Genomic DNA, 21,516 nt, shown 5'->3' with positions numbered 1-21,516 from the left:
AGACTGTAGAAAATGGCTCGTTACATTGGTCCCAAGTGCAAACTGTCTCGTCGTGAAGGCACCGATCTCTTCCTGAAGAGTGGCGTCCGCGCTATCGAATCGAAGTGCAACATCGAAGCAGCCCCAGGTATCCACGGTCAGCGCCGTGGCCGTCAGTCCGACTACGGCACCCAGCTGCGTGAGAAACAAAAAGTCCGTCGTATCTACGGCGTTCTCGAGCGTCAATTCAGCGGTTACTACAAGCAAGCTGCCAGCAAGAAAGGCGCTACTGGTGAGAACCTGCTGCAACTGCTCGAATGCCGTCTGGACAACGTTGTATACCGCATGGGCTTCGGCTCTACTCGTGCCGAATCCCGTCAGCTGGTATCGCACAAGTCGGTTAGCGTAAACGGCAAAACCGTTAACGTTCCGTCCTACCAGGTTCGTGCTGGTGACGTCGTTGCTATTCGCGAAAAAGCGAAAAACCAACTGCGTATCGTCCAGGCTCTGGATCTGTGCGCCCAACGTGGCCGCGTAGAATGGGTAGAAGTAGACACTGAGAAGAAATCTGGCGTTTTCAAAAGCGTTCCAGCTCGCAGTGATCTGTCCGCCGACATCAACGAAAGCCTGATTGTCGAGCTCTACTCCAAGTAAGGGCTAGAAAATAGGTGCATCCATGCAGATTTCGGTAAATGAGTTTCTGACACCACGTCACATCGACGTTCAGGTTGTCAGTCCAACCCGCGCCAAAATCACTCTCGAGCCTCTCGAGCGTGGTTTCGGCCATACCCTGGGCAACGCGCTGCGCCGCATCCTGTTGTCCTCCATGCCCGGCTGTGCAGTAGTCGAGGCCGAGATTGACGGTGTGCTCCATGAGTACAGCGCAATCGAAGGTGTACAGGAAGACGTTATTGAAATCCTGTTGAACCTCAAAGGCCTGGCTATCAAGCTGCACGGTCGAGACGAAGTTACGCTGACCTTGTCGAAGAAGGGTTCGGGGGTGGTTACCGCTCACGATATTCAGCTGGATCATGATGTCGAGATCGTTAACCCCGATCACGTAATCGCTAACCTGGCGTCTAACGGCGCCCTGAACATGAAGCTCGTTGTAGCTCGTGGTCGCGGTTATGAACCAGCCGACTCGCGTCAAAGCGATGAAGATGAAAGCCGCAGCATTGGTCGCTTGCAGCTGGACTCTTCGTTCAGCCCGGTTCGCCGTATCGCATACGTGGTGGAAAACGCCCGTGTCGAACAGCGTACCAACCTGGACAAACTGGTTATCGATCTGGAAACCAACGGTACTCTGGATCCTGAAGAGGCTATCCGTCGTGCTGCAACCATCCTGCAACAGCAGTTGGCTGCGTTCGTCGACCTCAAAGGTGACAGTGAGCCGGTTGTAGTCGAACAGGAAGACGAGATCGATCCGATCCTGCTTCGTCCGGTTGACGATTTGGAACTGACCGTACGTTCGGCCAACTGCCTTAAGGCGGAGAACATTTACTACATCGGTGACCTGATTCAGCGCACCGAAGTAGAACTGTTGAAGACTCCGAACCTGGGCAAGAAGTCCCTGACGGAGATCAAGGACGTCCTGGCTTCTCGTGGTCTCTCCCTCGGCATGCGCCTGGATAACTGGCCGCCGGCAAGTCTTAAGAAGGACGACAAGGCTACAGCCTGATCGTCGTAATCACCGAACGTGAGTTTGGTAAGGAATGAACCATGCGTCATCGTAAAAGTGGTCGTCACCTGAGCCGCACCAGCGCGCACCGCAAGGCCATGTTTCAAAACATGGCGGTGTCGCTGTTCGAGCACGAGCTGATCAAAACTACCCTGCCGAAAGCCAAAGAACTGCGCCGCGTTGCCGAGCCGCTGATCACTCTGGCCAAGGAAGACAGTGTTGCTAACCGCCGTCTGGCCTTCGACCGTACTCGTTCGAAAGCCATCGTTGGTAAGCTGTTCAACGATCTGGGCAAACGCTACGCAACCCGTCAGGGTGGCTACCTGCGTATCCTGAAGTGCGGTTTCCGCGCTGGCGACAACGCGCCTATGGCGTACGTCGAGTTGGTTGATCGTCCTGTCGGTGGTTCTGTAGAAGCCGCTGAATAAGACATCAGTCTTTACAAGAAACCGGGCCCTGTGCCCGGTTTTTTGTTTTCAGCGTTCGCGACAGTTCTCGTCACGAACCCCACTTTTTGCGCAATTATTGCGCTGACTCTAAGTGATAAACGGAAACTTCCTCATTTAGCCGTGTTTTCGGCACCAAATATCAGGTTTTCGCCGTTTTTCTTCACTTTTTTACCCCTGCCCAAGTGACCTTCCAGTGATGTTGGTTCAAACTATTACCTTTCACGAGGAGAATCACGGCGATGCAAGGCCACCCGGATGTAATCGACTACCTCAACACGCTGCTGACTGGTGAGCTGGCTGCACGTGACCAATATTTCATCCACTCGCGGATGTATGAGGACTGGGGTTTCAGCAAGCTGTACGAGCGAATCAACCACGAGATGGAAGAAGAGGCTCAGCACGCTGATGCGTTGATGCGCCGGATTCTGATGCTCGAAGGCACGCCGCGTATGCGCCCTGATGACCTGGACGTCGGTACGACCGTACCGGAGATGCTCGCCAGCGATCTACGTCTGGAATACAAGGTCCGCGCTGCGCTGTGCAAAGGCATCGCCCTGTGTGAGCAGCACAAGGACTACATCAGCCGCGACATCCTCCGCCTGCAACTGGCAGATACCGAAGAAGATCACACCTACTGGCTGGAAAAGCAGATGGGTCTGATCAAGTCGATCGGTCTGGAAAACTACCTGCAATCGCAGTTCTGATTTTCCCGTATTCAATAAAAAGCCCCTGTCGTGACGCTCACGACAGGGGCTTTTTCGTTCTCGGCCCGCAGAATCAGGCGCGATCGCGTTCCAGCAGGGGTTTCAGGTAATGGCCGGTATACGACTGCTTCATCTCGGCCACTTGTTCCGGCGTGCCGGTCGCGATGATCTGGCCGCCTTTGGAACCACCTTCCGGCCCCAGGTCGACCAGCCAGTCGGCTGTCTTGATTACGTCCAGGTTGTGTTCGATCACCACCACGGTGTTGCCGTGGTCGCGCAGGCGGTGCAACACGTCCAGTAGTTGCTGAATGTCGGCAAAATGCAGGCCCGTAGTCGGCTCATCAAGGATGTACAGGGTTTTGCCGGTATCACGCTTGGACAGTTCCCGCGACAGCTTGACCCGTTGCGCCTCGCCGCCGGACAACGTTGTCGCCGACTGCCCCAGTTTGATGTAGGAAAGCCCGACATCCATCAGGGTCTGTAGCTTGCGTGCCAGAGCCGGAACGGCATCGAAGAACGCGCGGGCTTCTTCGATGGTCATCTCCAGCACTTCGTGAATGCTCTTGCCCTTGTACTTGATCTCCAGCGTCTCGCGGTTGTAGCGCTTGCTCTTGCAGACGTCGCACGGGACATAGATGTCCGGCAGGAAGTGCATCTCGACCTTGATCAGACCGTCGCCCTGACAGGCTTCGCAGCGCCCACCCTTGACGTTGAACGAGAAACGCCCTGGGCCGTAGCCGCGGGAGCGCGATTCCGGAACGCCGGCGAACAGCTCGCGGATAGGGGTGAACAGACCGGTGTAGGTCGCCGGGTTGGAGCGTGGCGTGCGGCCAATCGGGCTCTGGTCGATGTCCACGACCTTGTCCAGATGCTGCAACCCGTCGATGCTGTCGTGGGTCGCCGCTTCCAGAGTCGTCGCGCCATTCAGTGCAGTGGCGCTGAGGGGGAACAGCGTGTTGTTGATCAGTGTCGACTTGCCAGAGCCAGAAACGCCGGTCACGCACGTGAGCAGGCCAATCGGGATTTCCAGATCGACGTTGCGCAGGTTGTTGCCCCGCGCACCCTTGAGCTTGAGCGATAGCTTCTTGTTGCGTGGGGTGCGTTTGGCCGGCACTTCGATCTTCACCCGACCCGACAGGTACTTGCCGGTGAGCGAGTCAGGGTGGGCCATGACGTCCTGTGGAGTACCCTCGGCGACGATGGCTCCGCCGTGTACGCCAGCACCCGGCCCGATGTCGACGACGTAGTCGGCCAGGCGAATGGCGTCTTCGTCGTGCTCGACCACAATCACAGTGTTGCCGATGTCACGCAGATGCCGGAGCGTGTCCAGCAGGCGGTCGTTGTCCCGCTGGTGGAGGCCGATCGACGGCTCGTCGAGGATGTACATCACCCCGACCAGGCCGGCGCCGATCTGGCTGGCCAGGCGAATACGCTGGGCCTCGCCGCCGGACAGGGTGTCCGCGCTGCGGTCCAGTGTCAGGTAATCGAGGCCGACGTTGACCAGGAACTGCAGACGCTCACGGATCTCCTTGAGGATCTTGTCGGCGATCTCGCCGCGCCGACCGGTCATCTTCAGTTCGCCGAAGTAATCGGTGGCGTCGCCAATAGGCAGGCTGGTCACCGCCGGCAGGGTTTTCTCGCCGACCCATACATGGCGCGCTTCGCGACGCAGGCGGGTGCCACGGCAGTCCGGGCACGGCTGGGTGCTGAGGAACTTGGCCAGCTCTTCGCGTACGGTCGCCGACTCGGTTTCGCGGTAGCGACGCTCAAGGTTCGGCACGATACCCTCGAACGGGTGTGCGCGTTTGACGATATCGCCACGGTCATTCAGGTAACGGAAATCGACGTCCTGCGTGCCGCTGCCGCTGAGCAGGATCTTCTGATGTTCGGCGGACAGGTCCTTGAACGGCACTTCCAGACTGAAATCGTAGTGCTTGGACAGTGAGCCAAGCATCTGGAAGTAGTAGACGTTGCGCCGGTCCCAGCCGCGAATCGCGCCTTCGGCCAGTGTCAGCTCGCCATTGACCAGTCGCTTGGTGTCGAAGAACTGCTTCACGCCCAGGCCGTCGCATGTCGGACAGGCGCCGGCAGGGTTGTTGAAGGAGAACAGCTTGGGTTCCAGCTCGCTGATCGCGTGACCACAGATCGGACAGGCGAAACGGGCAGAGAAGATCATCTCTTCACCGGGTTCGTCGTCCATTGGCGCGACGAGAGCGATGCCATCGGCCAGCTTCAGTGCGGTCTCGAAGGATTCGGCCAGACGCTGCTGCAAGTCGTTGCGGACTTTGAAACGGTCGACCACCACATCAATGGAGTGCTTCTTCTGCTTGTCCAGCTTCGGCAACTCGTCCAGCTCACAGAGCTTGCCGTTGACCCGTGCGCGGACAAACCCTTGCGCTCGCAGCTCTTCGAAGATCGCCAGATGCTCGCCCTTGCGCTCGCGGACAACGGGGGCCAGCAGCATCAGCTTGCGACCTTCCGGCTCGGCCAGCACCAGATCGACCATCTGACTGACGGTCTGCGCTTCCAGCGGGATGTCGTGATCCGGGCAGCGCGGCGTGCCGACGCGAGCATAGAGCAGGCGCAGGTAGTCGTAGATTTCGGTGATGGTGCCCACGGTCGAGCGCGGGTTGTGCGACGTGGATTTCTGCTCGATGGAGATTGCCGGCGACAGGCCTTCGATGGTGTCGACGTCGGGTTTTTCCATCATCGACAGGAACTGCCGCGCGTAGGCCGACAGCGATTCGACATAGCGGCGCTGACCCTCGGCGTACAGGGTGTCGAACGCCAGTGACGACTTGCCCGAGCCGGAAAGTCCGGTGATGACGATCAGCTTGTCGCGTGGCAGGGTCAGGTCGATGTTCTTCAGGTTGTGGGTACGTGCCCCACGAATCAGGATCTTGTCCAAAATGGCCTCGCACGGCGGGCGTCGAAAACACAGGAGTATACGGTCAAATACTGGATGGATGCACACTATTGCGAACGACATCATTGCGTCACAAAAAAGAGCATTCCTGCGATGCGCGGCAAAGCGTCGTATGTGCTGTACATCGATGGGACTGGTAGAATCGCCGCCGGTTCATACGAGGTTCCTCCATGCACGATTCTCACAGCGAGCGCATGAGCGGCAGCGAAACCCGCGCGGCGGGCGGTCTGGCGCTGGTGTTCGCGTTCCGTATGCTTGGCATGTTCATGGTCTTGCCGGTCCTGGCCACCTACGGCATGGACCTGGCCGGCGCGAGCCCGGCACTCATCGGTCTGGCCATCGGCGCCTACGGCCTGACCCAGGCAGTATTGCAGATTCCATTCGGTATCATTTCCGACCGCATCGGCCGCCGGCCGGTGATCTATCTGGGCCTGATAGTGTTTGCCCTGGGCAGCGTGCTGGCTGCTCAGTCCACATCGATCTGGGGCGTGATCGCCGGCCGTGTCCTGCAGGGCGCCGGGGCGATTTCTGCGGCGGTCATGGCATTGCTGTCCGACCTGACCCGCGAACAGCATCGCACCAAGGCCATGGCGATGATCGGCATGACCATCGGCGTGTCGTTTGCCATCGCCATGGTGGTCGGTCCGATCCTCACCAGTGCATTCGGCCTGTCCGGTCTGTTTCTCGCTACAGGCGCCATGGCGCTGGTGGGTATCGTGATCATCGCCTTCGTGGTGCCAAAGTCCACTGTGACGCTGCAGCACCGTGAGTCAGGTCTGGCCCGTCAGGCGTTGGGCCCGACGCTGCGCCATCCGGATCTGTTGCGTCTGGACCTGGGCATCTTCGCGCTGCACGCCATGCTGATGTCCAGCTTCGTCGCCTTGCCATTGGCGCTGGTCGAGAAGGCGGGTCTGCCGAAAGAGCAGCACTGGTGGGTTTACCTGACTGCGCTGCTGATTTCCTTCTTCGCCATGATCCCGTTCATCATCTATGGCGAAAAGAAACGCCAGATGAAGCGCGTGTTGCTGGGCGCCGTTCTGGTGCTGCTGGTCACTGAGCTATTCTTCTGGGAGTTCGGCGATACGCTGCGGGCGCTGGTCATCGGCACCGTGGTGTTCTTCACCGCGTTCAACCTGTTGGAAGCGTCGTTGCCGTCGCTGATCAGCAAGGTGTCCCCGGCGGGCGGCAAGGGTACGGCGATGGGGATCTACTCCACCAGCCAGTTCCTCGGCTCGGCCGCTGGCGGCATTCTCGGCGGCTGGCTGTTTCAGCATGGTGGCCTTGATGTTGTGTTCCTGGGTGGTGCGGGTCTCGCCGCCATCTGGCTCGCTTTTGCTGTTACCATGCGCGAACCTCCCTACGTGACCAGCCTTCGCCTGCCGTTGTCGTCCGAGGCTCAACGCGACACCGGGCTGGCTGCACGCGTGCTGGCAGTACGTGGGGTAACAGATGCAGTAGTCGTGGCCGACGAGGCCGCGATCTATATCAAATTTGACAAAGAACAGTTGGATCGGGCGTCTTTCGACGAAGTGGTCAATCCAGCGTCGGAAACGTGTGAAGCCTAGGAGAACGTTATGGCCCGTGGGGTTAACAAAGTCATATTGGTCGGTACATGCGGCCAGGATCCCGAAGTTCGCTACCTGCCTAACGGTAACGCCGTGACCAACCTGAGTCTGGCAACCAGCGAACAGTGGACCGACAAGCAGACCGGTCAGAAAGTCGAAAAAACCGAATGGCACCGTGTGTCGATGTTCGGCAAGGTCGCCGAGATTGCCGGCGAATACCTGCGTAAAGGCTCGCAGGTCTACATCGAAGGCAAGCTGCAGACTCGCGAGTGGGAAAAAGACGGCATCAAGCGTTACACCACTGAAATCATCGTCGACATGCAGGGCACCATGCAGCTGCTGGGCGGCCGTCCACAGGGCGACGCTCAACAGGGTCAAGGTGGTGGCGGTTATCAGAACTCCGCTCCGCGCCCACAGCAGTCGCGTCCGCAGGCCGCTCCGCAGCCACAGCGCGAATCGCGTCCGGCTCCGCAGCAAGCGCCGCAACCGGCTCCTGATTTCGACAGCTTCGATGACGATATTCCGTTCTGATCCCCGCGGATCAAACGCAATAGCGCTTTGAACAAAAGCCCCCGGACAGTCTCACTGCCGGGGGCTTTTTGTTGCCGGTCATTGCAGCTGATCGATGCCGTCCACCAGTCGTCTCGCCAGATACGGCTGTTTGAGTTTCTCCAGCCACCATTTCAACGCGCGGCCCTCGTCCTCACCGCGCCAGCCGACGTAGAGAATGTTCGGTTCTCGCGGATCGGCCATGGCCTTTTCCAGCAGGGCGCCGCTTTCCAGCAGCGAAGTGATGCGTCGGCGTGGCAGCCAGCCGACGCCAAGACCGTCGCGCTGGGCGAGAATCTTGGCCTGCATGGTGGGCACGGCCAGTACCGGCTGGCCACCGGAGACGCCGTAGGTGCGCCCGGCGCTGATGCGTGATGAGTCGGCGACCACCACGGCGCGGTGTTGCAGGATGGTCGCGCGGTCGATGGGTTCTCTGGCTTTGGCCAGCGGGTGTTTCGGTGACACCGCAAAAATCCAGTCCATCTGCCCCAGTTGCATCCAGCGCAGCGAGGCGATGGCCGGCGGTTCGTTGGTGGCACCGATGACCAGATCGGCGCGACCATCCTGCAATGCTTCCCAGACGCCCTTGAGTACTTCGTGGGTAAAGCGCAGTGGTACGCCGGAATTGAGCCCATCGAATTCCTGGATGACCGGCAGCAGGGTTTCGAACTCCAGCAGTTCGTCGGTGACGATGTGCAGACGGCTCTCCCAGCCGTTGGCGACTTGCTGCACCCGTTGGGTGAGGCGGCTGAGGTCATGCATCAGGCGGGAGGCTTCCTGCACTAGCAATTCGCCGGCTGGCGTCAGTTGCAGGCGGTAGCGGCGACGGTCGAAGAGCAGGGCGTCGAAGCGTTCTTCCAGTTGCCGTGCGGCGTAGGACACGCTGGAGGGCGCCTTGCCCAGACGAGCAGCGGCGCGAGAAAGGCTGCCCGTTTCGCGGATCGCGTCGAGCAGGGCGAAATCATCGGTGGACAACATGTTCCAGACCTTCGAACGAGTGGCTGGCTGAGCATAGGCCAGCCAGCACGTTTTGCGCGATTACAGCGCTTCGTTCTGTGGGAACAGGGCGCGGCGGGTTTCCTCGTCGAATTCGGCCTTGAGCACCAGTTTTTCCTTGAGGCCCTGAGCACGTTGGGCAGCAGGACGGGCACTGATTTCGTCGACCAGGCGTTTGACGTTCGGGTAGCCGCTCAGACCGGCTTCACCGAGGATGTAGCCGGCGTAGTTGGCCCAGCCCCACAGCGCCATGTCGGCGATGCTGTATTCGTCACCGGCCAGATAGCGCGAGGTGGCGAGCTTGTTGTCGAGCACTTTGTAGTGGCGCTCGACTTCCTTGAGGTAGCGGTTGCGCGCATACGGCAGCGCTTCCGGCGCGTGGTGCAGGAAGTGCACGGCCTGACCGGAGAACGGCGACAGGCCGGTGGCGATGAACATCAGCCAGGACAGCAGCTCGGCATTGCCTGCGGCGGATTTTGCCAGGAAGCGCTCTTGTTTCTGCGCCAGGTACAACAGGATCGCGTGGGAATCGAACACGGTGGCGTCGCCGTCCTGCAGGGCTGGCACCTTGGCGTTCGGGTTGATCTTGAGGAAGGCAGGCTGATGTTGCTCGCCCTTGAAGGTGTCGACGCCAATCAGTTCGTAAGGCACTTGCAGCTCTTCGAGCAATAGGGCGACTTTCATCGGGTTGGGCGAAGGGTGGAAAAAGAATTTCATGGGATGGCCTCGGGCAATGGGCGTAAGGGTCAGCAGCAGGGTTGCGGCTGGATCTGGCGCCAATGTTGGGCGTTTCCCGTTCGAATGACTTACCAGTTATTGGCTGTAAACATTCGGAAATGTTGAATGTGTTTGAGCTGTCTTCGGCGAAAAAAGGCTTTGTAGGAGTGAGCTTGCTCGCGATGGGACCAGTCCAGTCAGTGTGATGCCGACTGATCCACCGCCATCGCGAGCAAGCTCACTCCTACAGGATTTGTGGGCTGTTACAGCCCCAGCTCGGACAGCCCCGGATGGTCATCCGGACGGCGGCCCAGCGGCCAGCGGAATTTGCGCTCGGATTCCTTGATCGGCATGTCGTTGATGCAGGCGAAACGATGAGCCATCAGGCCGTCTTCGTTGAATTCCCAGTTTTCGTTGCCGTAGGAGCGGAACCAGTTGCCCGAGTCGTCATGCCATTCGTAGGCGTAACGCACGGCGATGCGGTTATCGGTGAACGCCCACAGCTCCTTGATCAGGCGGTAGTCCAGTTCCTTTTTCCACTTGCGGGTCAGGAACGCCTTGGCTTCTTCGCGATTGGTGGCGAACTCGGCGCGGTTACGCCATTTGGTGTCGAGGGTGTAGGCCAGCGACACCTTTTCCGGATCGCGGCTGTTCCAGCCATCTTCGGCCAGGCGAATCTTTTCGATGGCCGATTCGCGGGTGAAAGGAGGAAGTGGCGGGCGAGTCTGGGCATTGGACGACATGATGAAGCCTCCAGGCGGATTGAGTTCAGCAGTGAGTGGAGCGTTATCTACGCGCAGGCCCCTGTTTCCCAGGGTTAGGGCGAGACCTGTTTCAGCAACAACTGCGCGACATTCCTTGCGCTGTCGGCGGCACGGAGGTCGCCCATGACCCGGGCGAGCGTGATGGCGCCATCCATCAGGATCAGCAACTGTTTGGCCAGCGCTGACGGTTGCTCGATATTCAACTGCTCGCACACTTCCAGCGTGTAATCGAACAGCTTCTGTTTGTGCAGCCTGGCGATCTGTCGTACCGGATCGTCCGGGTCGCCGACTTCCCCTGCGGTGTTGATGAACGCACAACCGCGAAACTCGTCGGACTCGAACCAGCCGGTGAGCACGTCAAACATATTGAGGATGCGTGCCTCTGGCGTATCGGCCTTGTCGGACTCGGTGCGAAACCAGTGCATCCAGCGCACATCGCGGGCGTTGAGCGCAGCCGCAGCCACTTCGTCCTTGGTTGCGAAGTAACGGTAGATGCTTTTTCTCGCCACGCCCGAAGTCTTCACCAGAAGGTCCATACCGGTGGCGTGGATACCGTTCTGGTAGATCAGCTGTTCGGCGGTGGCGAGGATTTTCTCGCGTGTTTCACTGGTCGGCGTATTCATGAGATTTAAGGTAGAACGATCGTTCTCCTTGGTCAAGCGGCGGATGAAAAATCGATGCGTCCGTTGGTCGGTTGCGATTCCGCGCAAATGAAGGTTCAACAACCGAGCGAACTTGCCGGACGAAATCCGATCAGTTTCTGTGGACCTTGCGTTCACCGTCCTTCATGGCTGAAAGGAGTGACCAGCGTTTGTCGAATCTCAAATCCGTTTTTATGTTGCTGGCGCTGTTGTGTGTCGGCAGCTTCAACGTTCAGGCCGCCGATGCGCCGGCAGCCAGTACGGCGCAGTCGGAAAAGGCCGCCGATCCTGAACCCGCCGCCGAGCCGGCCAAACCGGAAATCCTGGTCGAGGGCGGATTGCTCGGGGCGATCACCAGCAGCATCGACAGCGTGCAGGACAAGCTGGATCTGGACGGGCGCCTGCTCGACTCCTGGCGGCTGCGCGCCGACCGCGCGGCCGATGAACTCGATGCGCTGGTCAACAAACCGCTGGCGCGCTCGCCATGGAGCATCACCGCCGACTTCCTGATCCTTTCGGCGGTGTGGATCGGTGCGTTTGTCGTGCTCAACCGCATCGGCAGGTTCATCGTCGGGCGGGTGTCCCGGCATCGGCTGCTGAGCACACGTGAGCGGATTCAGGGCGTGCTCGGCTATGTACTGCCGTTCATGATCCCGGCGCTGGTCTGCCTGCCGCTGACGCTGTATGTCAGCCACTTCATGCAGACCTCCATCGGGCGGGCGCTGGCGTTGTGCCTGGCGTACTCCACCAGTAGCGGCATCTTTTCCACCTCGGTGCTGATGTCGGTGATCGTACTGTTCAACATCGGCCACAAGCGCATGGCGGTTCGCATCATTCGCGATTACGCGCCGCATCCGCTGTTCATCATCGGCTTCCTGGCCGCCTTGAGCGATGCCCTGACCAGCCCGCAGATCGCCCGCCAGTTTGGGGGTAACGTGACCACCAGCGTTGCCGCTTTTACCGGGCTGATGGCGTCGGTGATGTTCTGCATCGTGGTGATCCGCATGCGCCGGCCTGTGGCGCACCTGATCCGCAACCGGCCGTTGAGTGCGCGGCTGGCGCGGCCGGCGCTGCAACAGACCCTGAAGATTTTCTCCAGCCTCTGGCACCTGCCGATTCTGCTGATGATTCTGGTGTCGGCGGTCAACCTGATCGGTGCCGGCGAGGACAGTCAGCAAGCCTTGCGTTGCGCGCTGCTGACCACGGTGCTGCTGATTGCCACGGTGTTTCTCAGCACCTTGTTCCAGCATCTGTTCAAGCCGGCCGAGGCGCGCACCGAGCGGGTTTACAAGGAGCGCTTGCTGAGCCTGCTGCATGCCGTGTTGCGTATTGCCCTGGCCGTTGCGTTCATCGAGCTGCTGGGGCGCATCTGGGGTTTTTCGTTGTTCGAATTCGCCCAGCGCAATGCTTTGGGCAAGGTGATCAGCGACTCCCTGAGCAGCATTGGCCTGATTTTCCTCGTGACCTGGCTGCTGTGGGTGGTGATGGACACCGCCATTCAGGAAGCGCTCAAGCCGCCGACCAGTGCGCGTTCGAGTCGCCAGCCGAGTACGCGGGTCAAGACCATCCTGCCGCTGCTGCGCAACGCGATCAAAATCATCCTGGTGGTGATCTGCACCATCACCACCATGGCCAACCTGGGCATCAACGTCGCGCCGCTGCTGGCCGGTGCCGGAGTGGTCGGTCTGGCTATCGGCTTCGGTTCACAGCAACTGGTGCAGGACGTGATCACCGGTCTGTTCATCATCATCGAGGACACCATTTCCATCGGCGACTGGGTGGTGCTCGATTCCGGCCACGCCGGTACGGTGGAAAGTCTGACCATCCGCACCCTGCGTCTGCGCGACGGCAAGGGTTTCGTGCATTCGGTGCCGTTCGGCCAGATCAAGGCCGTGACCAACCAGTCCCGGCAGTTCGCCTATGCGTTCTTCTCGTTCCAGTTCACCTACGATTCCGACGTCGATGCGGCCACTTCACTGATCCGCGAAGCCGGGCAGGCGGTCAGTGAGGATTTTCTGCTGGCGAGCAAGCTGCAAGGGCCGCTGGAGGTGTTTGGGCTGGACCGCATGGACATGAACGGGATTGTCATCACCGCGCAGTTCCGCACCTCGTCGGGCGGGCAGTACGCGATCAGCCGCGCGTTCAACGACCGGCTCAAGCGCCTTGTGGATAAGTCGCCTGACGTACGCTTCGCGCAAACTTATCCACAACTGGTGATGAGCCCGCACAACGGACAGATGCCGCTGGATGAGGGCGACGAGCAACAGCCGTTGCCGGGCAAGACCACGGTGGTGAACAAGGATGGGTCGGAGAGTCCGGCGTGATGCAGATTCAAAGTGGTACGCCTTCAATTTGTAGGAGTGAGCTTGCTCGCGATAGCAATCTGTCTGAGGTCACGGGTTGCCTGATGCACCGCGATCGCGAGCAAGCTCACTCCTACAAGGGGTATATCTAACGAAACAACCGCTCCCGCACCTGCAACATCACCGCCGCCTCCAGCTCGCCCCAATATTGCGGTTTGCCGGCAATGACCGCCGCGATGGGCACGCCGTCGCGATAAACCAGCCGATTGCCCACCACGGCCGGGACTTTCGCGCCGGGCAGCAGGGTGCCGGCCAGGTTCAGCGGGTCGACTCCACTGACGCCAATCAAACTGCCATCCAGCGGCCGTTTGCGCACTTCGCGCAGCAGCGGAATGGCCTCGGGCAGGGCGAACTGCTCGCCGGCAAGCCCCGCGATAAAGCGCCCGCCGCGAATCTCGCCACGGGCTTCCAGGCGGTGAAAGGTGCGCAGCAGTTCCCGCCAGCTCGGCAGCCATTCGGCCTCGCGCTCCAGCAGGCGCCAGAACACCACGCCGTAGCGGCGCAACAGGGTCAAGGCGATGTGTTCCAGGGTGTCGGCGTCGAAGCGTTTTGCGCCGACGGTTTCAGGGGCTGGCGCACGACGCAGCAGCGCCCAGCGTCCGGCATCGTCCATGCCGCCGATGAACGCGCCACGATGACGTCGGCTGGTGTGCGCCGCACGCTTGCTGGCCGGCGTGATCAGCGCACGCAGGCCGGCGAAGCTGTCGGCGTTGACCAGCCCGGCGCCGACCAGCTCCTGCAAGGCGTTTTCCAGCTCGGTGCGCAGCAGACGGGCTTCGTCGCTCAGTTCGTCGAAAAACATCGCGCCATGGCTGGCGAGCACCTCGTGAACCTTCTGTGCGCGCAACGACAATTCGCCCGGCGCCGCCTGTTCGGTCAGTCCGCTCCACAAGCGCACCTGTGTGCGCGGCAGCAGCACGATCGGCGTGCTGCGCAAGGCTACGCTGCTGACCTTGTTGCGCGAGGTCAGGCGCATCCACACCACCTTGCCGGAGCGGCACAGCTCGTCCAGCCAGTGCGCTGAATAATCTTTCAGCCGCACCGGCAGCAGATCGCTGTCCCAGGCCCCGGCTGCGGCAGAATAGCCCTCCAGCTGCTCGACCACTTCCGGCAGCGCGGCTTTGCCCTGGCTCTGTGTGGCGGTGGATACGTGCTGCCAGTCGAACAGAAAACGCATGAAGTCCTGCAACGACACCGGTTCGATTTCCCGGCGCAGACGCTTGACCGTGTAACGATGGATGCGCGCCAGCAAGTGGCGCTCACACCATTGTTCGCTGCTGGCGCCGGGATCGAAACGCCCGCGTAGCACGTAACCCTGTTGTTCCAGTTGCGCCAGCGCCTGGGCTATTTCGCCGGGAGGCAAACCCAGCGGTTCGGCAATCGCCGGCAGCGTCAGCGGGCCGAAGCCACTCAGGCGGGCGCGGACGACTTCCACCCGGGCGTCGTCTTCGTTCCAGGTCTCGTCAAAGCCGGGCAGCGCAGTCAGCGGCGGATGCATTTCGGCAGCGGGATACAGCGCCTGCAGGCAGGTCAGCCGTTCCAGTGCGATCCACAGCGCCTGCTCGGGATTGATCTGCAGGCGTGTGGCGCGGCCCGAGCGGGCGAGGCTTTCCAGCCATTTCATCCAGTTCTGCTGCTGGCGCGCCTCGTCGCCGCTGATGGCGCCAAGTGTCATCAAGGCTTCGTGCATTTCGTCGAGGTTCTGCGGCTGCGGCCAGGCTTCCTCGACGACTGCGGCAATGGCGCCTGCGTCTAGCGCGCCGAGGTCATCGGCCGATTCCGGGTCGCTCCAGCGGCGGTTGAGCACCGCCTGGGTACGGCGTTCTTCCAGCGGCGCGTCGTCGAGAAAGCTGTAGGGTTTGGCGTTGAGAATTTCGGCAGCCAAGGGTGACGGCGCCGGCAGGTCGCGGCTGATCAGGCGCACCTCGCCATTTTCCATGCGCCGCAACAGCGCCAGCCAGCCGTCGGCATCCATGGCTTCGTGCAGGCAATCGTCCAGCGTCTGCTCGACCAGCGGATGCTCGGGGACTTCGCGCTCGCTGACCAGATTCTCCAGGCAAGCGATCTGGTCGGGAAAGACCGTGGCGATCAAATCCTCGCTCTTCATCCGCTGCAACTGGGGCGCGACCTTGCGCCCGCCGGCATAACGCGGCAGCGCCAGGGCCACCCCGGCATTCCAGCGCCAGCGCACGCCGAACAGCGGCGCGTCGAGCACTGCCTGAATCAGCAAATGCTCGGCGCTGGCCGAATGCAGGTAACGCCAGACTTCATCCAGGGCAAAACTGTGGCTGGTGGAGAGCGACAGCACGATGGCGTCTTCGCTGGCCGCCGCCTGCAACTCGAAATTGAACGTGCGGCAGAAGCGCTTGCGCAGGGCCAGGCCCCAGGCGCGATTGAGGCGGCTGCCGAACGGCGAGTGAATCACCAACTGTGTGCCGCCGGACTCGTCGAAGAAGCGCTCCATCACCAGCGTATTTTGCGAAGGCAGGGCGCCGAGAGCGGAGTGGGCGCGGGCCAGGTACTCGACGATCTGTTCGGCGCTGGCGCTGTTCAGACCCAAGGTGTTCATCAGCGCGTCGATGCACGGCCGCAGATTGCCGGGGTGGGCGCTGAGCTGACGGTCTGTTTCTGCGTGCAGACGGGCCACGGCGAACGACAATTCGTCGCTGCGCCCCGGTGCTTCGCCGAGCCAGAACGGAATGTTCGGCGCCGCGCCCTGAGCGTCTTCAACCCGCACCCGACCCGATTCGATGCGCAGGATGCGGTACGAAGTGTTGCCCAGTTGGAAGACATCGCCGGCGATGCTTTCCACGGCGAAGTCTTCGTTGACCGTGCCGATGTTCAGCGCCTGCGGTTCAAGGATCACGCTGTAGTCGGCGTTGTCCGGAATCGTGCCGCCGCTGGTGACGGCGGTCAGCTTGCTGCCACGGCGACCGCGCAAGGTGTGGCTTACGGCGTCGCGATGGAGATAGGCCGCACGTACGCCTTGGCGACCGCTATAGCCCTCGGCGAGCATCGCCAGCAGGGCCTGATAGTGGCGTTCGTCGAGATCGGCGTAGGGCGTGGCCTGGCGGAACAGCTCGAACAGCGCCTGCTCTGGCCACTCCTGGCAACTGACCTCGGCGATGATCTGCTGGGCCAGCACGTCCAGCGGCGCCTCGGGAATGATCAGGGTGTCGAGTTCGCCCCGGCGCACGCAGTCGAGCAGGGCAGCGCACTCGATCAGGTCGTCCCGCGAGACGGCGAACAGGCGGCCCTTGGGCGTGCCGCCGACCTGGTGACCAGAACGACCGACTCGTTGCAAAAAGGCGGCGATGGAGCGTGGCGAGCTGATCTGACAGACCAGATCGACTTCGCCGATATCGATGCCCAGTTCCAGCGATGCGGTGGCGATCAGCACTTGCAGCTCGCCGCGCTTGAGGCGCTGCTCAGCGTCCAGCCGTTGCTCCTTCGCCAGGCTGCCGTGGTGTGCCGCCACGGCGTGTCTGCCCAGCCGCTCGCTCAGATGCCGCGCCATGCGTTCGGCCAGGCGCCGGGTGTTGACGAAGATCAGCGTGGTGCGGTGTTCGCGCGCCAGTTCGGCGAGGCGGTCGTAGACCTGTTCCCAGACATCGTTGGCCATGACCGCAGTCAATGGCACTGGCGGCACTTCGATTGCCAGATCCCGTGGCCGGGCGTGGCCGATATCGACGATGGCGCAGGGGCGACTGGCCGGATCACCTCCGACCAGAAAGCGCGAGACCCGCTCGATGGGCTTTTGTGTCGCCGACAGGCCGATACGCAACAGCGGCTGGCCGCACAGGGCCTGCAAGCGCTCAAGGCTCAGCGCCAGATGGCTGCCGCGCTTGCTGGCAGCAATGGCGTGGATTTCGTCGACGATCACGGTCTGCGCGCCGGCCAGCATGCGTCGGCCAGAATCCGAGCCGAGCAGCACGTACAGCGATTCCGGCGTGGTCACCAGAATGTGCGGTGCGGTCTTGCGCATGGCCGTGCGTTCTTTTTGCTGCGTGTCGCCGGTGCGCACCGCGGTGCTGATGCGCAATTCAGGCAGGCCTTGGCGGGCCAGTTGTTCGGTGATACCGGCCAGTGGGGTTTGCAGGTTGATCTGAATGTCGTTGGACAGCGCCTTGAGCGGCGAAACGTAGACTACGAACGTGCGGTCCGGCAGCACGCCGCCGTTGTCCAGGCCTTGGCGGACCAGATCGTCGATGACCGCCAGAAACGCCGTCAGCGTCTTGCCGGAGCCGGTGGGCGCGGCGATCAGCGTCGACTGGCGCTGACGAATCAACGGCCACGCCTGGGCCTGAGCTGCCGTGACCGCCGGGAAGGTGCTGCGAAACCAGGCGCTGACGGCTGGGTGAAAGGCGTCGAGGACCGGGTCGTTGACGTGTGGAAGGTTCATAGGCTGATTTATGCGGGGTCCGGCCTGTGGATACAAGGGCCGGTGGTCGATGGCGCGTGTAACTGTAGGAGTGAGCTTGCTCGCGATGTGCCGTACCAGACACTACGGCGGTGGTCGATAGGCCGCTATCGCGAGCAAGCTCACTCCTACAGTGGGCTGACGACTTACCCCGGTATCCGGCGCCTGTTGGGACTTATCCACACGACGTGTTATGTTTGCGACCGTTTTTCACCTATTTTCTAATTGAATTCCAAGACCGAGCCTGCTGACTCTATGCGAATGCGCCTTATGCTGTTGGGCGGCGGGAATGCCCTTGGGCAGGCGTTGATTCGTCTGGGTGCCGAGGAGGACATTGGCTTCCTCGCACCGCGTCCACCGCAAGACGGCTGGGACGCGGCAAGCCTGACGCAACTGCTCGATGACACCCGCCCGGATGCCCTGATCAATCTGGCTTATTACTTCGACTGGTTCCAGGCGGAGAGCGTGAGCACGGAGCGCCTCGACGCGCAGGAACGTTCGGTCGAACGCCTCGCGGAACTGTGCCAGCACCACAACATCATGTTGGTCCAGCCGTCCAGCTACCGGGTGTTCGACGGCTCGCGGGCCACGGCCTACAGCGAGAAAGACGAACCGGTGCCGTTGGGCTCTCGCGGTCAGGCCTTGTGGCGGATCGAGCAGAGCGTGCGCGCCACCTGCCCGCAACATGTGCTGCTGCGTTTCGGCTGGCTGCTCGACGACAGCGCCGAGGGCGTGCTCGGGCGTTTCCTCAGCCGTGCGGAAAACGCTGGCGAACTGCCTATGGCCGATGACCGCCGGGGCAACCCGACGCCGGTCGACGACGCTGCGCGGGTGATCATCTCGGTCCTCAAGCAGCTGGACTGCGCTGCGCCGCTGTGGGGCACCTACCACTACGCCGGCCATGAGGCCACCACGCCGCTGGCGCTGGGGCAGGCCGTGCTCAGCGAAGCGCGCTTGCTGCGACCGTTGGCTATCGAAGCGCCGACCGCCCAGGCCCACGCCGCCCGTGCCGATGCCGGCGAAGAACCGCAGAACGCGGTGCTGGCCTGCAAGAAAATCCTTCACACTTTTGGTATCAAGCCCCGCGCATGGCGTGCCGGTTTGCCCAGCTTATTGGACCGCTACTACCGTCATGTCTGATGCTCCCGTTCTCATCACCGGCGGCGCCGGCTTCATTGGCTCTCATCTGGTCGACGCGCTGCTCGCCCGGGGCTACGCCGTGCGCGTCCTCGACGATCTGTCCAGCGGCAAGCGCAGCAACCTGCCACTGGATAATCCTCGCCTCGAACTGATCGTCGGCGACGTGGCCGATGCCGCGCTGGTTGCTCGCGCGGCGGCAGGCTGTCAGGCCGTGACCCATCTGGCGGCCGTGGCTTCGGTGCAGGCGTCGGTGGATGACCCGGTGAAAACCCACCAGAGCAATTTCATCGGCACGCTGAACGTCTGCGAAGCCATGCGCCAGGCCGGTATCAAGCGCGTGGTGTTCGCGTCCAGCGCGGCGGTGTACGGCAATAATGGCGAAGGTGAGGCCATCACCGAAGACACGCCCAAGGCGCCATTGACGCCCTACGCGTCGGACAAGCTGGCCAGCGAGCATTACTTCGATTTCTACCGTCGCCAGCATGGCCTGGAGCCGGTGCTGTTCCGTTTCTTCAACATCTTCGGACCACGTCAGGACCCGTCCTCGCCGTACTCCGGGGTGATCAGCATCTTTGCCGAGCGCGCCGAGAAGGATCTGCCGATTTCGGTGTTCGGTGACGGCGAGCAAACCCGCGATTTCTTCTACGTCGAAGACCTCGTCGATCTGGTGGTGCAGGGGCTGGAAATGCCGACGGTGGAAGAGGGCGCGATCAACGTCGGCCTGAACGCCACCACCTCGCTGAATGAATTGCTGGCGGCGCTGAAACAGGTGGTCGGCGATCTCCCGGCGGTGAGCTATCTGCCGGCGCGTTCGGGGGATATCAAGCATTCGCGCGCGAACAACCAGCGGCTGCTGGCGCGCTTTACCGTAGGCGAGCCGACGCCGTTGAATGTCGGGCTGGCGCGGTTGCTGGGGCGCTGAAATGATCCACAAAAAAGGCACCTTCGCGGTGCCTTTTTTGTTTGCTAACCCTGTAGGCGCCTGGCTTGTCTCGCGAGCGGACCGGGGTCGCGCACGACCGTAGCAGTCGTAAATCCGGTGAACGCGGTATGTCAGGCAAACCGCGTATACAGGTTTTACGACGGGTGCCCCGCCGGTCGCAGGACAAGCCAGCTCCTACAGGGGAATGATGAGGCTTTAAAACTTGTAACCAAACCCGACCATGTACACCCACGGGTCGACATCCACATTGACCTTGGTCCGTCCCACGCCCAGCGCGGTCGGGCCGTCGAGGCTGGCCTGGGTGTCGATGTCGATGTACCAGACCGCCGCGTTGACCATGATGTGGTCGGTCAGCATGTAGTCGGCGCCGACCTGTGCGGCCCAGCCCCACGAATTCTTCAGGCTCAGGTTGCTCATGCCCTGGCCCTTGCGGCTGCTGGCGAGGTTTTCGTCGTAGAACCAGGTGTAATTCACGCCCAGGCCGGCATAGGGCTGGAACTTCGAGTTCGCATCCATCGGGTAGTACTGCAGCGACAGGGTCGGCGGCAGTTGCTTGACGTCCGCCAGCTTGCCGTCGACGCCGACTCCCATGCCCTTGACCGCGACGGTGTGCTGGAACGGCGTGGCCGCCAGCAGCTCCAGGCCGACGTGGTCGGTGAGCATGTAGGCGAAAGTCAGGCCCAGTTGCGTGTCGCTGTCCAGCGTCGCTTTGGAGCCCGCCGCTTTGGCACCGTCCAGTTTCAGATTGCCGCTGTCTTCGTTGGGCGCGGTGGTCGCCGCACCGGCGCGGACAATGAAATCACCGGCCTGGTGGGCGTAGGCGGCAACAGGGGCGCCGAGTGCCAGCGCAAGCAACGATGCGCCGAGCAGGGACTTGTTCATAAGGGCTCCGTAAAGGCGTTGTAAAGGGATGCCTTTATGTTACGGAGCGTCTGGCACGCGGCTTTTGACACAGCTCAATGAAAAGCCGATCAGGGTCGGATCGCGTTTCCAGGTCGAACAGATCTTGTGGGAGGGAGCCCTGCTCGCGAAGACGTCAGGTCAGTCACTGCATCATTGTCTGGTATGGCGCTTTCGCGAGCAGGGCTCCCTCCCACTGAAAACTCATCCGCCTCACCAGCAGTGCCAGGGTGGAGAAACCTGAGGTCGGCTCACTGATCCGGCAGCTCATACACCAGGATCTTGTCCGCCTCCATCTGATACCCCGCATCGGCCAGTTCGCTGCTGGACGATTTGACCTGCATCGGCCCTTCGATCCAGTACGGCTGGTACAACTCGTCGACCTTCACCCCGAGCTCGCTGGTGACGTGGACGATCTGGTTCGGCGGGGGCGGCGGTACGTGGATGCAGGCGCCGAAATACGGCACCAGCAAGAAGTCGGTCACCCGGCCTTCCTCGCTCACATCCAGCGGCACGATGTAACCCGGCAGGCGCACCCGCTGGCCGTCCAGGGATTTGACCACCGGCGCATCAGGCGCCAGTTGATGCGCAGCAGGAGCGGACTCCACCGACAGCGTGTCGGCCATCTTCGACAGGTTGTGGATAGGCGTGGTGATCAGCTTCACCGGCGGCGCGTCGGGCGGGATCATCTCCTGCCAGGTCAGCACCCGCAGGTCTTCTGCCCACGACGGGCTGACGATCAACAACGACAACAGCAACCACCACACGCGCATCACGACATC

The 21,516-nt window shown here is 61.6% G+C and carries 17 protein-coding genes; 9 read left to right on the top strand and 8 right to left on the bottom strand.

Annotated elements, in window-relative coordinates; translation table 11 throughout:
• Positions 1–12 precede the first annotated feature (12 nt).
• From rpsD to bfr, 4 genes are all read left to right on the top strand, one after another.
• Entirely contained in the window at positions 13–633 is a 621-nt protein-coding gene (rpsD, locus tag ACIPL0_RS17170) for a 30S ribosomal protein S4 (RefSeq protein ID WP_400597429.1), read from the top strand.
• Positions 634–655: 22 nt separating this feature from the next.
• Positions 656–1,657 carry a DNA-directed RNA polymerase subunit alpha gene (locus ACIPL0_RS17165; protein ID WP_400731558.1) on the top strand — a complete coding sequence of 334 codons (1,002 nt, stop codon included), beginning with the start codon at positions 656–658 and terminating at the stop codon, positions 1,655–1,657.
• Positions 1,658–1,698: 41 nt separating this feature from the next.
• A complete protein-coding gene (gene rplQ / locus ACIPL0_RS17160; protein WP_069901967.1) occupies positions 1,699–2,085 on the top strand; it encodes a 50S ribosomal protein L17 in 387 nt (128 codons plus the stop codon).
• 260 nt (positions 2,086–2,345) lie between these two features.
• Positions 2,346–2,810, top strand: a complete 465-nt coding sequence (gene bfr, locus ACIPL0_RS17155) for a bacterioferritin (protein WP_400597431.1) — start codon at positions 2,346–2,348, stop codon at positions 2,808–2,810.
• A 73-nt stretch (positions 2,811–2,883) separates the two neighbouring features.
• Here the strand turns inward: bfr and uvrA are convergent, their stop codons facing one another.
• Complete coding sequence (uvrA, locus tag ACIPL0_RS17150; protein ID WP_400597432.1) at positions 2,884–5,718, bottom strand: excinuclease ABC subunit UvrA; 2,835 nt, start codon at positions 5,716–5,718, stop codon at positions 2,884–2,886.
• A gap of 188 nt (positions 5,719–5,906) precedes the next feature.
• On the opposite strand from uvrA, the gene ACIPL0_RS17145 reads away from it, so the two are divergent.
• Together ACIPL0_RS17145 and ACIPL0_RS17140 are read left to right on the top strand one after the other, a co-directional pair.
• Positions 5,907–7,301, top strand: coding sequence for an MFS transporter (locus tag ACIPL0_RS17145; protein ID WP_400597433.1), 1,395 nt, complete (start codon positions 5,907–5,909; stop codon positions 7,299–7,301).
• 9 nt (positions 7,302–7,310) lie between these two features.
• Positions 7,311–7,832: a single-stranded DNA-binding protein gene (locus ACIPL0_RS17140; RefSeq protein ID WP_400597435.1), complete on the top strand. Its 522-nt coding sequence runs from the start codon at positions 7,311–7,313 to the stop codon at positions 7,830–7,832.
• A gap of 78 nt (positions 7,833–7,910) precedes the next feature.
• Here ACIPL0_RS17140 and ACIPL0_RS17135 read toward each other — a convergent pair whose 3' ends face one another.
• The 4 genes from ACIPL0_RS17135 to ACIPL0_RS17120 all read right to left on the bottom strand — a co-directional run bounded on the left by ACIPL0_RS17135 (position 7,911) and on the right by ACIPL0_RS17120 (position 10,950).
• Positions 7,911–8,828 (bottom strand): LysR family transcriptional regulator, encoded by a 918-nt coding sequence (locus ACIPL0_RS17135; protein ID WP_400597436.1) that lies wholly within the window; start codon positions 8,826–8,828, stop codon positions 7,911–7,913.
• Positions 8,829–8,888: 60 nt separating this feature from the next.
• On the bottom strand, positions 8,889–9,563 hold the full coding sequence (locus ACIPL0_RS17130) for a glutathione S-transferase family protein (protein WP_400597437.1): 675 nt from the start codon (positions 9,561–9,563) through the stop codon (positions 8,889–8,891).
• Positions 9,564–9,826: 263 nt separating this feature from the next.
• Entirely contained in the window at positions 9,827–10,306 is a 480-nt protein-coding gene (locus tag ACIPL0_RS17125) for a DUF1348 family protein (RefSeq protein WP_400597438.1), read from the bottom strand.
• A gap of 74 nt (positions 10,307–10,380) precedes the next feature.
• Positions 10,381–10,950, bottom strand: coding sequence for a TetR/AcrR family transcriptional regulator (locus tag ACIPL0_RS17120; protein ID WP_400597748.1), 570 nt, complete (start codon positions 10,948–10,950; stop codon positions 10,381–10,383).
• A 164-nt stretch (positions 10,951–11,114) separates the two neighbouring features.
• On the opposite strand from ACIPL0_RS17120, the gene ACIPL0_RS17115 reads away from it, so the two are divergent.
• Positions 11,115–13,292, top strand: a complete 2,178-nt coding sequence (locus ACIPL0_RS17115; RefSeq protein ID WP_400597439.1) for a mechanosensitive ion channel family protein — start codon at positions 11,115–11,117, stop codon at positions 13,290–13,292.
• 127 nt (positions 13,293–13,419) lie between these two features.
• Here ACIPL0_RS17115 and ACIPL0_RS17110 read toward each other — a convergent pair whose 3' ends face one another.
• Positions 13,420–17,733, bottom strand: a complete 4,314-nt coding sequence (locus ACIPL0_RS17110) for a DNA glycosylase AlkZ-like family protein (RefSeq protein ID WP_400597440.1) — start codon at positions 17,731–17,733, stop codon at positions 13,420–13,422.
• Between the two features lie 273 nt (positions 17,734–18,006).
• Between ACIPL0_RS17110 and ACIPL0_RS17105 the strand changes: the two genes are divergently transcribed.
• Together ACIPL0_RS17105 and ACIPL0_RS17100 are read left to right on the top strand one after the other, a co-directional pair.
• Complete coding sequence (locus tag ACIPL0_RS17105) at positions 18,007–18,891, top strand: sugar nucleotide-binding protein (protein WP_400597441.1); 885 nt, start codon at positions 18,007–18,009, stop codon at positions 18,889–18,891.
• Complete coding sequence (locus tag ACIPL0_RS17100) at positions 18,884–19,813, top strand: NAD-dependent epimerase/dehydratase family protein (protein ID WP_400597442.1); 930 nt, start codon at positions 18,884–18,886, stop codon at positions 19,811–19,813. The genes ACIPL0_RS17105 and ACIPL0_RS17100 overlap by 8 nt, the downstream gene beginning before the upstream one ends.
• Before the next feature lie 216 nt (positions 19,814–20,029).
• Here ACIPL0_RS17100 and ACIPL0_RS17095 read toward each other — a convergent pair whose 3' ends face one another.
• Together ACIPL0_RS17095 and ACIPL0_RS17090 are read right to left on the bottom strand one after the other, a co-directional pair.
• Positions 20,030–20,716 (bottom strand): OmpW family protein, encoded by a 687-nt coding sequence (locus tag ACIPL0_RS17095; protein WP_400597443.1) that lies wholly within the window; start codon positions 20,714–20,716, stop codon positions 20,030–20,032.
• Positions 20,717–20,985: 269 nt separating this feature from the next.
• Positions 20,986–21,507, bottom strand: coding sequence for a DUF3299 domain-containing protein (locus ACIPL0_RS17090; RefSeq protein WP_400597444.1), 522 nt, complete (start codon positions 21,505–21,507; stop codon positions 20,986–20,988).
• Positions 21,508–21,516: the final 9 nt, after the last annotated feature.

The sequence above is a fragment of the Pseudomonas sp. NPDC090208 genome (assembly GCF_044746785.1).
GTDB lineage: Bacteria > Pseudomonadota > Gammaproteobacteria > Pseudomonadales > Pseudomonadaceae > Aquipseudomonas.
Note: the sequence above shows the minus strand (reverse complement) of the source record. Positions and strands in the feature narration are given on the sequence as shown.

What these genes read in the sequence shown, in the direction of transcription:
- ACIPL0_RS17120 (WP_400597748.1), bottom strand. Translation starts at nt 10,950, where the DNA reads ATGAATACGCCGACCAGTGAAACACGCGAGAAAATCCTCGCCACCGCC.
- ACIPL0_RS17115 (WP_400597439.1), top strand. Translation starts at nt 11,115, where the DNA reads ATGGCTGAAAGGAGTGACCAGCGTTTGTCGAATCTCAAATCCGTTTTT.
- rpsD (WP_400597429.1), top strand. Translation starts at nt 13, where the DNA reads ATGGCTCGTTACATTGGTCCCAAGTGCAAACTGTCTCGTCGTGAAGGC.
- ACIPL0_RS17125 (WP_400597438.1), bottom strand. Translation starts at nt 10,306, where the DNA reads ATGTCGTCCAATGCCCAGACTCGCCCGCCACTTCCTCCTTTCACCCGC.
- ACIPL0_RS17095 (WP_400597443.1), bottom strand. Translation starts at nt 20,716, where the DNA reads ATGAACAAGTCCCTGCTCGGCGCATCGTTGCTTGCGCTGGCACTCGGC.
- ACIPL0_RS17135 (WP_400597436.1), bottom strand. Translation starts at nt 8,828, where the DNA reads ATGTTGTCCACCGATGATTTCGCCCTGCTCGACGCGATCCGCGAAACG.
- ACIPL0_RS17140 (WP_400597435.1), top strand. Translation starts at nt 7,311, where the DNA reads ATGGCCCGTGGGGTTAACAAAGTCATATTGGTCGGTACATGCGGCCAG.
- ACIPL0_RS17145 (WP_400597433.1), top strand. Translation starts at nt 5,907, where the DNA reads ATGCACGATTCTCACAGCGAGCGCATGAGCGGCAGCGAAACCCGCGCG.
- ACIPL0_RS17100 (WP_400597442.1), top strand. Translation starts at nt 18,884, where the DNA reads ATGTCTGATGCTCCCGTTCTCATCACCGGCGGCGCCGGCTTCATTGGC.
- bfr (WP_400597431.1), top strand. Translation starts at nt 2,346, where the DNA reads ATGCAAGGCCACCCGGATGTAATCGACTACCTCAACACGCTGCTGACT.
- rplQ (WP_069901967.1), top strand. Translation starts at nt 1,699, where the DNA reads ATGCGTCATCGTAAAAGTGGTCGTCACCTGAGCCGCACCAGCGCGCAC.
- ACIPL0_RS17105 (WP_400597441.1), top strand. Translation starts at nt 18,007, where the DNA reads ATGCGAATGCGCCTTATGCTGTTGGGCGGCGGGAATGCCCTTGGGCAG.
- ACIPL0_RS17090 (WP_400597444.1), bottom strand. Translation starts at nt 21,507, where the DNA reads ATGCGCGTGTGGTGGTTGCTGTTGTCGTTGTTGATCGTCAGCCCGTCG.
- ACIPL0_RS17130 (WP_400597437.1), bottom strand. Translation starts at nt 9,563, where the DNA reads ATGAAATTCTTTTTCCACCCTTCGCCCAACCCGATGAAAGTCGCCCTA.
- ACIPL0_RS17110 (WP_400597440.1), bottom strand. Translation starts at nt 17,733, where the DNA reads ATGAACCTTCCACACGTCAACGACCCGGTCCTCGACGCCTTTCACCCA.
- ACIPL0_RS17165 (WP_400731558.1), top strand. Translation starts at nt 656, where the DNA reads ATGCAGATTTCGGTAAATGAGTTTCTGACACCACGTCACATCGACGTT.